An 11,888-nucleotide genomic window follows, 5' to 3' on the forward strand; every position below is an offset into this window, starting at 1 on the left:
CATTGATATTAAAAGTTATTTTTATGGATACCGTGGTCAAGTCACGGCATGACATCGGAGTCTTTTTCAAGAGCCATGCAACAAAACCGGTTCAGTATGACAATCATTAAACCTCATCCACCCTATCAAATTTTGCTTCGGAATAGAAGTTTCCTTGTAGCCCACCGACTTTTAGATCAATTAAAAATTTAGCTATTTCTCCGTTTTCTACGAATTCAGCTACCGTTGCAATACCTAAATCTTCTGAAATTTTAATTAATCTTTCTACGAAATACCTACTTTGTACATCACTTGTAATACTATGCACATATTTACCGTCAATTTTGATAATATCAATTGGTAAGCTTTGAAGTTGTTTAAAAGAAGTAAAACCCGCACCAAAATCGTCTAATGCAAATTTACATCCATACTTACGTAGTTTATTAATAAATAAACTTATTTTATCGTAATGCTCATTGAAAGAAGTTTCCGTAATTTCAATAATTAAACGATCCCGAACATTATGAGCTTTTAATAAGTTTTCTGCTATTTCCCATAAAGCTTCATCGCCTGTTCCTATATTTGAAATATTAACGGCTAACATTAAGTTAGGGTTGCAGGCAAGTTCATTAACAGTCATTTCTAAAACAATTTGATCAATTATAAAAATTAATCCTTTATTTTCAGCAATAGGGATTATAGGACCTACGGAAATATAAAGACCGTTCTCGTCAGGTATACGAAGCAGACATTCATAATAATGAATCTTCATAGTATTGCAATCTATTATAGGCTGATAAGCAAATCGCATAGTCTTTTTTGCTAAGGCTTGTCGTAGTAAGTTAAGCTGAAGATTAGATTTTCTTATATTTTTCAAATCATGTTCTGTACTGCTATATTCACGGTAATAATAATTATTATTTTGTGAAAGTAACATATTTAATGTTTTTTCAATTTCTTTAGCATTATTACTTCCTTTTGGAAATTTAATACTAGCAATATAACAATTCATATAAATTGCCGGCTTCTGTTCATTAATATAAAGCTGCAAAAATAAATATAACTTTCTAGCAAAATTTTTAATTAAGTCAGAATCAGTAGTATTTAGGATAAATAATATTCTATCTTTCTTTATTTTCTTAAACTTTGAAAAAATATTAAGTTCTTTGCTTACATCTTCAATGATTTGATCTAAATCTTCAATTATAAAATGCTTACCCTGCTCTATAAATTCTATTTCATCATAATTAACTAATCTACAAGCAAAACATACGCCTTTTTCCAATTTATCTATCGCATCTTGTAAATCTTTATAATCCGTTATTAATTCCGACATTGCCATGTGTATCATAAAATTATATACTTAAGAATATTAGGACATTTTTACTGTAAATGAAATAAAAATATGAGCCGCATAGAAAGGATGCAAGAAAAATTAAGTGTGTTAAAACCACATTTTCAAGAAATAATAGATGAAAGCTATAAACATGCTAGTCATTATAACGGAATTCACAGCCATATAAAAATAAGAATTTCTGCAGAAACATTACAGGGGAAAAGCCTAATTGCCAATCATCGCACTATTAATAACTTACTTGCCGATGAATTTAATAGCGGCTTGCATGCTTTATCGATAGAGGTACTATGAAAACAAATAATATTTTAAAAGTAGCCGTTGGAGCTAGCAGCGTAGCACAAAAAGCCTTAAATAGTATAACGGATAAAAGCTGTGGCATAATTGAGGATAAAATACTTAAAGGTAATTACGTCACTCGCGAAGAATTTGAAAAATTACAAACTTTAGTAATAAAACTCAAGAAAGAATTAGCAGAGTTAAAGAGCAAATAATTAATCAACTAGTTTCAGAATTTCTATTTTTGCTTTTAGCTCTTCTATTTCTTCTGTAGTTAGCCCTGTGAATCTGCTATTATATTGACATCTATATCTTTAAGTAACAAGTTCTTTGCTATTTCTATGCTTCTTTCAGCTTTCCCTTTTTCACACTTTTCTTCTAAAGCTATTTCCTCGGCATCTTCCATTAATTTCGCTCTTATATAGGCATCATATTCTTCGGCGGTGAGGTTATGCATTTCTATTATATTGTATGCATCTAATACTTTCTCGCTCTTTATATTTGCAGGTGGGCTGTTTTCTGTTTCTGCACACTTAAATAAATGTAGCCACTCATCTATAGTAGTTTCAAGCTTATCTTTATCAAAATTTTTAAGCTCTATAAATACATAGGAAAAATCAAATAAATATTGCTTATTTGTTTTAGTTTCAAGCATTTTATGAAGACTTATACAAGGTACTTCATCATCAAACATTTTAGTCTTAATAAGTGAAATAACTATTACCGGTAATAAATCTTTATGCTTTATTCCTTGTGTAAGTTGCTGTACGTAAGAATGAGCAGAATAATATTGCACTCTTTTTAAGTAATCGCTTTCATTTCTTTTTTGCATCTCTTATATACCAGCTACCGGCTTCATCTTTAACCTTTAAATCAAATATGCTTTTTGTTCCCTTTATCGAGCATAGGTACTTGCTTTACAGGTATAAATTCTATTGCTTTAATTCTAAGCCCCTCAGGTAGTTCAAGAACTGCATTGATAAATTCCTTGAACCTCTCTAAATCACAAAAGATTTTTTTAAATACACTATCATTAGTGGGATCTAAATATCTTTGCATATTAATTATTACTTTTGGTATTACTCATATTATATAGCTTTTTAAGTAATCAGTAAATAATATTAGAATATGTACTTTTAATAGAATAATTGTTGCTATTTTTTAACAAAAATTACGTACTTTGATCCGTTCTAATGGATACGATTGCTGACATGCCGGGGACTAGATTAGCATTTGGGGATTCAAAATCTATTAAAACAGGTACACGTTGTACGCTTTTAGTAAAATTACCGGTAGCATGATCTGGTGGGATTAAGCTAAATTTAGAGCCGGTAGCAGGAGCAATATTACGAATCTTCCCATAAATTACCTTTTTAGGCAAAGCATCAAATTCAATTTTGACTTTCATGCCGGACTTAAATTTCTGAATTTGTGTTTCTTTAAAATTAGCCTGAATATACATAGTATTATCTTGAACTATAGAAAACAACGCCCTACCCGGTACTATGTAATTTCCGACTTCTAAACTACTATTACCGAATATACCGGGTACCATAGCAATAAGTTTAGTATTTTGTAAGCTCCTTAAGGTTACTTTTTTATTTTCTGTTAGCTCTTTAAGTTTTTCCTGTTCTGCTGCTTTTTCAAGCTCAAGAAGCTGTAAATGTTGCTTAGATATATCTAAATCTAACTGTACTTGTTTATAATCCGTTTTGGCTTTTTGATATGCGTTTTTAGAATCATCTAACGTTTTAGAGCTAGCAAATTTTGCCTTATTTAATTCCTGCACTCTCATAAAATCTGTTGCAACAATATCAAAGCTTATTTTATTAAGCTTTAATTTTTCAGCTGCTTGCTCTAGGCTAATCTGCCCTATTGAGATTTTTTGCTCTATAATTCCTATATTTTTTATGCAAGCTTCAATAGATGCTTCAAGTGCTGCAAGCTTTGCCTTATAATCTCTATCGTCAATTTTACCTATCAGATCGCCTTTATTAACTTTAGTATTATCGGTAACAAATAACTTTGTTAAAACACCGCTAACTTCAGCACTAACATTTGAAATATCTGCATCTATGTAAGCATTATCCGTGGATTGTGTATTTGCCCAAACATAAATTCTATATCCCAAATAAATAAATATGATTAAGGCTATAATAATTACATATTTAGTAAATGGATGATGTTTATATTTGTCGATAGCTTGTGGTAATACACTCGGCATAATTAACTTTACCAATACCCTCTATGTTTAAAAACATAACAAATTGGTATAGAAAGAATATATATAACTGCAACTAACGGCAGTGAATACCATGGATATATGATAAGATTTATAATAACAATAGCAACTAAAATCATTGCAAGCGATAAATATTCAGGTTTAATACTCAAATTTTTTGTTGAGATCGTAGGAAGCCTACTAGCAAGTAGAAAAGCTATAATAGCCAAATATATATTAATTGTTATAGTGTGAGTACGGGTATTGATATTTAATAACGTACCGATTTCAAAATCTATCATTACAGGCGTTAAAGCAAGTAAAGCACCGCATGGGGCAGGTACACCGGTAAAAAAATAGTCAGTTTTTTTATCTTGTTTCGGTTGATAAATACCAACGTTAAAGCGAGCCAAACGTAGTGCCATACACACTATAAATAATAACATTACCGCTGATGAAAATACCTTATACTCATATTGTTGAAAAGACCATAAATATATCAGATAGGCAGGAGCTATACCGAAATTAGCAAAATCGCATAATGAATCAAGCTCTGCACCAAATGGGCTAACTGCATTTAGCATCCTTGCTATTCTACCGTCGATACCATCAATAATTGCCGCTACTATAATGCAATATACCGCAAGTTCCCATCTGCTATCCAAAGCAAATTTTATAGAACTCATACCAGTTACTAAACCAAGCAACGTAATAAAGTTGGGAATTAATTTTATTAGAGGTACAGGCTTAGTTATTATAGATTTACGAATTTTTAACAATTTTTATACTCAAAATGTATTTTATAACGTCATTGCAAGGCAAAAACAGTGTGGTTGCATGGCTGTCCATGTCTCATTCCTGCGAAAGCAGGAATCCAGAAAAAAATAATCTTAATCGGTACAAAATTATATATTTGATAAAATAAACAGATAAAAAACTTGTTTTTTATACGTTTCACTGGATTCCCGCCTACACGGGAATGGCATAAACAAGCTCGCAATGACGGTTTTAAAGTTATGAGGCTACTTCCTCTCAAACTTAAATTCTGTTGTCTTTTTACGTCCAAAATCAGCAATGATAGTTTCACCGCCTATAGCAGTCTGCCCTTTACTCACTAATAAAGCTGTTTTCAACGGTAGATAAACATCTACTCTGCTACCGAAACGAATTATACCGTATCGCTCGCCCGTTTTAACTTCATTACCCTCTTCTAAATCACAAACTATACGCCTTGCTATAAGTCCGGCTATTTGAACAAAAACAATTTTCTGACCTTGAGCAGTTTCCATTAATACTGATTGACGCTCATTATAAATACTAGCTTTATCGAGTGAAGCATTAAAAAATTTTCCTGGATTATAATGAAGTGCTAAAATTTTTCCGTTTGCCGGGATTCTATTAACATGGACATTAAAAATATTTAGAAAAATACTAACTCTAATCATTTCCACATCACCAAGCCCTAATTCCGGGGGCGGCAATGCTTCCTTAATTTCTTGAATTATTCCATCTGCAGGACTTATTACCAGATCATCACTTATAGGCACAAAGCGATCAGGATTACGGAAAAAATAAATACACCAAGCAGTAGCAATACATCCAATACATCCAAGTTTTTCATTAAATGATGCTAATAAAAAACTTACTAATGCAAAGCTAGCAATAAATATATATCCTTCGCGGTGAATAATTTTAAATAAATCATTATATTGTTTCATTTTAATCTCTATGAATCTCCTTATTATTTTTAACTATGCCTGCTTTGCTTTATCCTCGTTCTCACTCTCGTTTTCATCTTCGTCTTGAGGGGTAGCTTGGGCTTCTTGCGCAGAACCAAGAGCATATACGCATAAATCCGGAAGTGGAACACCGTTTTTTTTTGCAAGATCATTTAGCTGTGATATTGCTTTCATAACATCATCAGGAATAGTACCGCCTCTTTCGTCAGATAACCATTTTGCTTGAAATTGTAGCGGATGATGCCCTTCTTGAGGCGTACCTATATAAAACTTAAACTTGGCTCTTTGTCCACTAAAATCGCAGTAAAATTCAAACTCTTTATAATGTGCCATAACTTTATGAATTTATAATTATATTAATATTATTATAACAATAAAAATGCAAATCTAAAATAATTTCTTGTCTAATATTTTTTAAGTTTTTTAGCAATATAACGATTTGAATATAGAAATTTATCGCTAGAATCTATAATTATCCCGCCTGCTTCCTTAATAAAAAGCTCAAATGCATAATATAATGTAAAATTTAATAATGATAAACATATTAAATCCGCTTTACCTGACGCTACAAGCGTAGTCCCATAGCAAGGAGAACCAAAAGATCTAATATTATCTACCTCTATCTCCTCCAAATCATTATGATTTACATCTTCAATAATTGCTAAACAGTTTTTTAAATCGGCATTATCGGAAACTCTAAGTCTTAATCCTTGATAATTAGAGTTTAAATTATTTTTTTCTATCCAAGCTCCCTTACCTTTTTCAGCATAATAAATTTCATTAAGAGCAGGAAAATATATTACTGTAGAAGTAGGAGTTAAAACTTCTTGATTCCTTTTTAAATAAGTTACGGATATCGCAAAAAAAGGTATGCTTCTGGCGAAATTATTTGGGCTATCTATAGGATTAATTAAAAAAATACTCTCATAATTATTATTTAAATCGAATTTATCCTCCGGAAAAAATAAATATTGTGTATGTTTTTGTAATTCTTCACATAATAAAGTTTTTAATTTTAAATGAGATCGCTTACAAAATTCTTCATTTCTTACAGAATTTTTTTGTAGCATTTCGAGTTCTAAAAAATCTCTATGCAAAAACTTAACAGCTTTACGCAGGGCATTAATTAATAAATTAGTTATAGGTTGCATTTGATATTTTTAATTTAAGATATTAGTTTTAGAAATGATGTCGTATGGCTTTAAAAAATCGATACCATTCCTAGCTAAAAGCATTGCCTGAGTGGATGCTGAAAGTCGTCATTGCGAGGAAAAACTGTAAGTTTTGACGAAGCAATCTCAGGATATTTGACGAGATTGCCACGCAGCCTACGGCTGCGTGCAATGACGGGGTGGTATCCACACGGGCAATGCCTTCGCTGGAATGACATCCATAGTTCAATAAAACAGCTTACTTCGCTCGCTCGACATATGTCATATCATCAGTTTTAACAACAATTTTTTCTCCTATTTCTAAATATTGCGGAACCTTAACTTTAATACCGTTTTCTAAAATTGCTGGTTTATAAGAAGCGGTAGCGGTTGCTCCTTTTATTACCGGATCAGTTTCACTAATTTCAAGTATAACAGTTGGAGGAAGCTCAATATTTAAAGGCTTGTCATTATAAAATTCGACTTTAACAATCATATTTTCAGTTAAGAAAGATAATTTTTCTTCTAACATTTCCTTGAGAATATTTATTTGATCAAAATGTTTGGTATCCATTAATACCAAATCATCACCTTCAAAATATAAAAATTGATAATCTTTTTGTTCAAGCTCGGCTTTTTCTAAATAATCGGAAGAACTGAATCTTTCGTTACGCTTTGTCCCTGTTTTTAAATTTTTCATCTCAACTTGTACATAAGCTCCACCTTTCCCGGGTTGAGTATGTTCCGGTGTTTTGCTGACAACCCATAAATCATTATTATAGACTAATATGTTACCTGTTCTAATTGAATTTGCTGAAATTTTCATATATCATACATTTAAGACTTAAAATTAAAATATACAAATTATTTCCTTTAAAAACAAGAATTTAATCTTATGACCACAATATTAGTAGTAGATGATATAGAACCCAATATTAAGTTACTAACAGCCAAACTTTTAAAAGAGTATTATACGGTTCTTACTGCAAATAACGGCAAAGAAGCACTAGCAATTCTTAAAAAGGGGAAAATTGATATTATACTACTTGATGTTATGATGCCGGAAATGGATGGATTTGAGGTATGTAAAACGATAAAAACCGATCCGGGGACTACTCATATACCGGTTGTAATGGTAACTGCACTTTCCGATATTGATGATCGAGTTAAAGGTCTTGAGGCAGGAGCTGATGAGTTTTTAACAAAGCCGATTAACGATACTGCTCTATTTGTAAGACTTAAATCGCTATCTAGAATGAAAAGCTTAATTGATGAGTTAAAGCTTCGTAATAGTACTAATGCATTATTAGGCGTAACAAATATCGAAATGTATGACAATTTTGCATATAAAAAAATATTACTAATTAATGATGATGTGGTACAAACTAAAAATATAAAACAAATGTTACTTAAGATTACCCAAAACGTAAAGGTAATCAGTAATTCCGATGAATTAGATATTATAAATGAATATACCCCTGATTTAGTAATTATCAGTAGTACGCTTGAAAATGACGATCCTTTGAGGATCAGTGTTATTTTAAGAGGTAAGGCAGAAATAAGCGGCGTAGTAATAATTTTACAAATTGATGAAGACGGTATGCCTTTGATTGTGAAAGGTATTGAACTCGGTATTAATGATTATTTCGTTTATCCTATAGAGGAAAGCGAATTGCTTGCTAGAATTAGAACACAATTAAGACGTAAGCAATATCAAGATAATTTACGTAATGATCTTGAACAAAGTGTCAATTTAGCAGCTAAAGACGGTCTAACCGGCTTATTTAATCGTCGCTATTTCGATATACATCTCAAACAAATGATTGAGAAAGCTAATAAAGAAAGTATTAAATTATATTTACTTATGTGCGATATCGACAATTTTAAACATGTAAACGATACTTACGGTCATCAAGCAGGCGATAAGGTTTTAACAATTGTATCCCGTATTTTGAAGAATACTCTCAGAGTAACAGACTTAATAGCAAGATTCGGCGGTGAAGAATTTACTATACTCTTAACGGATATAGATATTTCTAAAGCAATTGAAACTGCAGAGAGAGTTAGAGTTAAAATAGAATATATGGATTTTCACATTGAAGATCAAATTGAACCTTTAAAAACAACTATTTCAATCGGAGTTACGCAATATAAAAAAGAAGAATCAATAGAATCTTTCATTGAACGTGCTGACAAAGCTATGTATGAAGCTAAAACAACGGGTAAAAATAAAGTAGTAAAATTATAATTGATTTTTTAAAGTAAAAAAATAATGAGCAATTCTTCCAAAAAACATCTTGATTTACCATATAGACCAGGGGTCGGCATGATGATATTAAATGCCGATAACCATATATTCGTCGGTAAAAGAATAGATACAAAAATATCTGCATGGCAAATGCCGCAAGGTGGGATAGTTCCCGGCGAAACACCAAGTATTGCAGCAATGCGTGAGATGTTAGAAGAAATAGGCAGCGATAAAGGATATATTATTGCCGAAAGCAAATTCTGGTATCGTTATGATGTACCAAGCTTTTTAATACCTAAACTGTGGAACGGTAATTTTCGTGGACAAAAACAACGCTGGTTTTTAATTAGGTTTACCGGAAATAACGAAGATATTAATATAAATACCTCTAATCCGGAATTTGACCAATGGCGTTGGGCATCACTTGATGAACTCTTATCTATTATAATACCGTTTAAACGTAAACTTTACCAAGCCGTCGTAAAAGAATTTGAATCATTAATTCAGTAAAAATTTTATATATATAGTAAAAGAAGTTGAATTATGTTCAATTTCTTTTACTATACTTAATTTATTTAGAGCCTCTTGATCCTCTATTTGACCTAGACATATATTATGTTGATCACTATCATCATGGTAATCAGAATTTATATGTACCTTAATTTTATTAGCTATGTATCTTATGCCTAATATACTTAATGTTACTGCTGTTGTAATATAGATAAATATAGTACTTGTAGAGCAGCACTATTTACCTCTTTATCACCTTCAATTCATTTATAGCACTAAATAATGAAGTATCCGTATCATTTTGCCTAAAGAGCACACTCATTTGTTCCTCTAGACAATAAACTAATATCTTTATCGCAACTAGATTCAATCATATAATATGTACTATCATTCTTTATTAGATTATAATTATAATCACCGATTATATGTGCAGTAAATGCATTTGCTAGATTAGATATAGTTATATTAGCAATAAAATCTTTTACTTCTCTTATATGAAATAAGTTTATAATAAAATTGCTTAGACAGTGATTTGTTGTTTCAGTTTCCCAATTAACCGTATCAATTTGAGCTTCCGGCATTAAAAATCATGAATTTATATCTTCAAACGCAAATTTTAGCTCTCTAACCAATCCACATAAAATATATTTTTTATCAGCAATATGTATAAAGGTATGATCAGGATGCTCATCTAAAAAATATGTAGAGGTATTAGAAAAAGGTTTTAAATGTACAGAATATACCTTATTTCTATCAAGGCTTTGGTCATAACTATTTTCACTAGAATCAGCTGGTATTAAATTTGGTAATAAAATAAGTCTACAAAAATAACCGATTAAATTAACTATATTTGGTAAAAATTTAATATGATAATTTGGCATAACGTTACTTTATGTTTATTATAACATGTCTTATTATTAAGATTATTGTTATAATTCAATTAATTTAATAAGAAACCATCGTTTAGCTGTTGATACTTGTGTGATTTTTGCTATTATTCTTTTCACTTAGGTAATTAATTATTATAACCTGAAAATAATTAGATTTTACTTTCTATCTTTGCAGCCAATATAAAGTCGTTTTCCGTAAGACCGTCGATTTTATGAGTCCATATTTCCACACTACATGCTCCCCAAGATATAGTTAAATCGGGATGATGTGCTTCCTGCTCTGCAATTTCAGTTATCTTATTTGCAAATTCCATAGCTTTTATAAAATTAGAAAATTTATATTTTTTATAAAGAGGCCCTAATGCATTCACTTGCCACTTACTGTGTAATTGAACTAATAACTTATCAATTTCTTTTTTCTCAAGTGGCGGAACTCCACCCTCACATGGTATACATCTTTTCTCACTTAATACTGTCATAGTTTTTTTTCTATATCAAAGTTAAAATATTGATCTTTATAAGGCTCATCTGCAAGTGTATAATGCCACCACTCAATTTTACATGCTTTAAAAAATTATGTTTTTGCATCTTAGAACGTAAATAATTACGTTTTGCTAAATATTGCTTATCAATTAATTTACTGTCATGAGGTAAAGCTTCATCAAATAAGTCAAAAGAAGTATACATGTCTACCGTATTGTCATCTAAATAGGATTATAACACGTGCATCTTTCAGCTTTCTCTTAATGACTTCAGGATTATTATTAACTTCCTTCTGAAGCTTTATTATTGATCAATCTACAGTACTACCCCTACTATGACTAGATCTTTCAGCTATATAACCTAATATAAAACATTTAGACTTATCTATATATGGGTAAAAGCTTTCCTTATTTTTTTGATCAATATTATCTTTGCTCCATCTTAAAAAATGTTGTACAGCTTTTTGTGGTCTATATGCATATAATCAGTGAATAACCATCTTTTTGTATCTCAGCTTGTACTGCTTTAAGAGCCTTAACAGCTTCTATGGTTAAAATTGCTTCCGGTGCTTTATAACCATCTACCTTTTTACCAACAAAATTTTCATCTGAATAATAATGCATATTTTGAATAATTGTAGGGTTGATATCTTTCAGATAATGAACCCTTTAGGTAAGGATTTAGAATATATTGGAAGAAAGCTCATAAATATAAAAATTAAACTTGTTAAAATCAATTTCATAAAATGCTAGGCTTTGTAAAGATTTCTAATTGATTTGTTATTTTGAGATATTTTTTAGTGCAAATCCAATCGTTTTAGAGATCTTCACAGAACCTAATATAAAATAGACTCCTTGCATAATCTCTTTCTAAAGGTAATTTGTATGTCGATCCGGTACTCGAATCCTTACATGGATTTGGCTACGCCCCGGCTCTATGTTCCGTGCCTCCTTCAAATTCCTCTTTATAAAATAGATTATGCAAGAAGTCTAATATTTATCTTATACAAAATTTTATTAAAAACTATGGGACTG

At 30.8% G+C, this 11,888-nt stretch carries 16 protein-coding genes and 2 pseudogenes; 4 read left to right on the forward strand and 14 right to left on the reverse strand.

The features are described from left to right. Positions 1–106: 106 nt before the first annotated feature. Positions 107–1,330, reverse strand: coding sequence for an EAL domain-containing protein (locus O6R16_RS02300; protein WP_499679835.1), 1,224 nt, complete (start codon positions 1,328–1,330; stop codon positions 107–109). Positions 1,331–1,384: 54 nt separating this feature from the next. Here O6R16_RS02300 and O6R16_RS02305 point away from each other — a divergent pair, with 54 nt between their 5' ends. Beyond that, positions 1,385–1,627 (forward strand): BolA family protein, encoded by a 243-nt coding sequence (locus O6R16_RS02305; RefSeq protein ID WP_499679836.1) that lies wholly within the window; start codon positions 1,385–1,387, stop codon positions 1,625–1,627. Then, on the forward strand, positions 1,624–1,827 hold the full coding sequence (locus O6R16_RS02310; protein ID WP_004996338.1) for a hypothetical protein: 204 nt from the start codon (positions 1,624–1,626) through the stop codon (positions 1,825–1,827). Before O6R16_RS02305 ends, O6R16_RS02310 begins: the two co-directional genes overlap by 4 nt. 59 nt (positions 1,828–1,886) lie before the next feature. Here O6R16_RS02310 and O6R16_RS02315 read toward each other — a convergent pair whose 3' ends face one another. From O6R16_RS02315 to efp, 8 genes are all read right to left on the reverse strand, one after another. Continuing rightward, entirely contained in the window at positions 1,887–2,444 is a 558-nt protein-coding gene (locus O6R16_RS02315) for a PD-(D/E)XK nuclease family transposase (protein WP_499679837.1), read from the reverse strand. Positions 2,445–2,485: 41 nt separating this feature from the next. Then, a complete protein-coding gene (locus O6R16_RS02320; RefSeq protein WP_499679838.1) occupies positions 2,486–2,671 on the reverse strand; it encodes a hypothetical protein in 186 nt (61 codons plus the stop codon). A 112-nt stretch (positions 2,672–2,783) separates the two neighbouring features. Continuing rightward, positions 2,784–3,836, reverse strand: a complete 1,053-nt coding sequence (locus O6R16_RS02325; RefSeq protein ID WP_499679839.1) for an HlyD family secretion protein — start codon at positions 3,834–3,836, stop codon at positions 2,784–2,786. Between the two features lie 8 nt (positions 3,837–3,844). Next, positions 3,845–4,612: a CDP-diacylglycerol--serine O-phosphatidyltransferase gene (gene pssA / locus O6R16_RS02330; RefSeq protein ID WP_499679840.1), complete on the reverse strand. Its 768-nt coding sequence runs from the start codon at positions 4,610–4,612 to the stop codon at positions 3,845–3,847. A gap of 243 nt (positions 4,613–4,855) precedes the next feature. Further along, the gene (locus O6R16_RS02335; RefSeq protein ID WP_004996349.1) at positions 4,856–5,551 is read right to left on the reverse strand and encodes a phosphatidylserine decarboxylase; all 696 of its coding nucleotides are present in this window, start codon (positions 5,549–5,551) and stop codon (positions 4,856–4,858) included. A 33-nt stretch (positions 5,552–5,584) separates the two neighbouring features. Then, a complete protein-coding gene (locus O6R16_RS02340) occupies positions 5,585–5,905 on the reverse strand; it encodes a DUF2610 domain-containing protein (protein ID WP_499679841.1) in 321 nt (106 codons plus the stop codon). 71 nt (positions 5,906–5,976) lie between these two features. Beyond that, complete coding sequence (locus tag O6R16_RS02345; RefSeq protein WP_499679842.1) at positions 5,977–6,723, reverse strand: inositol monophosphatase family protein; 747 nt, start codon at positions 6,721–6,723, stop codon at positions 5,977–5,979. 259 nt (positions 6,724–6,982) lie between these two features. Further along, positions 6,983–7,549 (reverse strand): elongation factor P, encoded by a 567-nt coding sequence (gene efp / locus O6R16_RS02350; RefSeq protein ID WP_499679843.1) that lies wholly within the window; start codon positions 7,547–7,549, stop codon positions 6,983–6,985. Positions 7,550–7,618: 69 nt separating this feature from the next. On the opposite strand from efp, the gene O6R16_RS02355 reads away from it, so the two are divergent. Together O6R16_RS02355 and O6R16_RS02360 are read left to right on the forward strand one after the other, a co-directional pair. Further along, on the forward strand, positions 7,619–8,971 hold the full coding sequence (locus O6R16_RS02355; RefSeq protein WP_499679844.1) for a PleD family two-component system response regulator: 1,353 nt from the start codon (positions 7,619–7,621) through the stop codon (positions 8,969–8,971). Positions 8,972–8,995: 24 nt separating this feature from the next. After that, the gene (locus O6R16_RS02360; RefSeq protein WP_499679845.1) at positions 8,996–9,481 is read left to right on the forward strand and encodes an RNA pyrophosphohydrolase; all 486 of its coding nucleotides are present in this window, start codon (positions 8,996–8,998) and stop codon (positions 9,479–9,481) included. Between the two features lie 305 nt (positions 9,482–9,786). On the opposite strand, the gene O6R16_RS02365 is transcribed toward O6R16_RS02360, so the two are convergent. From O6R16_RS02365 to O6R16_RS02385, 5 genes and pseudogenes are all read right to left on the reverse strand, one after another. Continuing rightward, positions 9,787–10,062: a hypothetical protein gene (locus O6R16_RS02365; protein WP_499679846.1), complete on the reverse strand. Its 276-nt coding sequence runs from the start codon at positions 10,060–10,062 to the stop codon at positions 9,787–9,789. A gap of 6 nt (positions 10,063–10,068) precedes the next feature. Continuing rightward, positions 10,069–10,362, reverse strand: a complete 294-nt coding sequence (locus O6R16_RS02370) for a hypothetical protein (protein ID WP_499679847.1) — start codon at positions 10,360–10,362, stop codon at positions 10,069–10,071. A 158-nt stretch (positions 10,363–10,520) separates the two neighbouring features. Continuing rightward, complete coding sequence (locus O6R16_RS02375) at positions 10,521–10,850, reverse strand: 4a-hydroxytetrahydrobiopterin dehydratase (RefSeq protein ID WP_499679848.1); 330 nt, start codon at positions 10,848–10,850, stop codon at positions 10,521–10,523. A 56-nt stretch (positions 10,851–10,906) separates the two neighbouring features. After that, a pseudogene (locus O6R16_RS02380) lies at positions 10,907–11,058 on the reverse strand (M15 family metallopeptidase domain-containing protein); the annotation flags it as partial. A gap of 341 nt (positions 11,059–11,399) precedes the next feature. Further along, a pseudogene (locus O6R16_RS02385) lies at positions 11,400–11,596 on the reverse strand (D-alanyl-D-alanine dipeptidase); the annotation flags it as partial. Between the last annotated feature and the right edge of the window lie 292 nt (positions 11,597–11,888).

This window comes from Candidatus Rickettsia tasmaniensis (genome assembly GCF_036857515.1).
GTDB classification, from domain to species: domain Bacteria; phylum Pseudomonadota; class Alphaproteobacteria; order Rickettsiales; family Rickettsiaceae; genus Rickettsia; species Rickettsia rickettsii.

What these genes read in the sequence shown, in the direction of transcription:
- O6R16_RS02300 (WP_499679835.1), bottom strand. Translation starts at nt 1,330, where the DNA reads ATGATACACATGGCAATGTCGGAATTAATAACGGATTATAAAGATTTA.
- O6R16_RS02305 (WP_499679836.1), top strand. Translation starts at nt 1,385, where the DNA reads ATGAGCCGCATAGAAAGGATGCAAGAAAAATTAAGTGTGTTAAAACCA.
- O6R16_RS02310 (WP_004996338.1), top strand. Translation starts at nt 1,624, where the DNA reads ATGAAAACAAATAATATTTTAAAAGTAGCCGTTGGAGCTAGCAGCGTA.
- O6R16_RS02315 (WP_499679837.1), bottom strand. Translation starts at nt 2,444, where the DNA reads ATGCAAAAAAGAAATGAAAGCGATTACTTAAAAAGAGTGCAATATTAT.
- O6R16_RS02320 (WP_499679838.1), bottom strand. Translation starts at nt 2,671, where the DNA reads ATGCAAAGATATTTAGATCCCACTAATGATAGTGTATTTAAAAAAATC.
- O6R16_RS02325 (WP_499679839.1), bottom strand. Translation starts at nt 3,836, where the DNA reads ATGCCGAGTGTATTACCACAAGCTATCGACAAATATAAACATCATCCA.
- O6R16_RS02335 (WP_004996349.1), bottom strand. Translation starts at nt 5,551, where the DNA reads ATGAAACAATATAATGATTTATTTAAAATTATTCACCGCGAAGGATAT.
- O6R16_RS02340 (WP_499679841.1), bottom strand. Translation starts at nt 5,905, where the DNA reads ATGGCACATTATAAAGAGTTTGAATTTTACTGCGATTTTAGTGGACAA.
- O6R16_RS02345 (WP_499679842.1), bottom strand. Translation starts at nt 6,723, where the DNA reads ATGCAACCTATAACTAATTTATTAATTAATGCCCTGCGTAAAGCTGTT.
- efp (WP_499679843.1), bottom strand. Translation starts at nt 7,549, where the DNA reads ATGAAAATTTCAGCAAATTCAATTAGAACAGGTAACATATTAGTCTAT.
- O6R16_RS02355 (WP_499679844.1), top strand. Translation starts at nt 7,619, where the DNA reads ATGACCACAATATTAGTAGTAGATGATATAGAACCCAATATTAAGTTA.
- O6R16_RS02360 (WP_499679845.1), top strand. Translation starts at nt 8,996, where the DNA reads ATGAGCAATTCTTCCAAAAAACATCTTGATTTACCATATAGACCAGGG.
- O6R16_RS02365 (WP_499679846.1), bottom strand. Translation starts at nt 10,062, where the DNA reads ATGCCGGAAGCTCAAATTGATACGGTTAATTGGGAAACTGAAACAACA.
- O6R16_RS02370 (WP_499679847.1), bottom strand. Translation starts at nt 10,362, where the DNA reads ATGCCAAATTATCATATTAAATTTTTACCAAATATAGTTAATTTAATC.
- O6R16_RS02375 (WP_499679848.1), bottom strand. Translation starts at nt 10,850, where the DNA reads ATGACAGTATTAAGTGAGAAAAGATGTATACCATGTGAGGGTGGAGTT.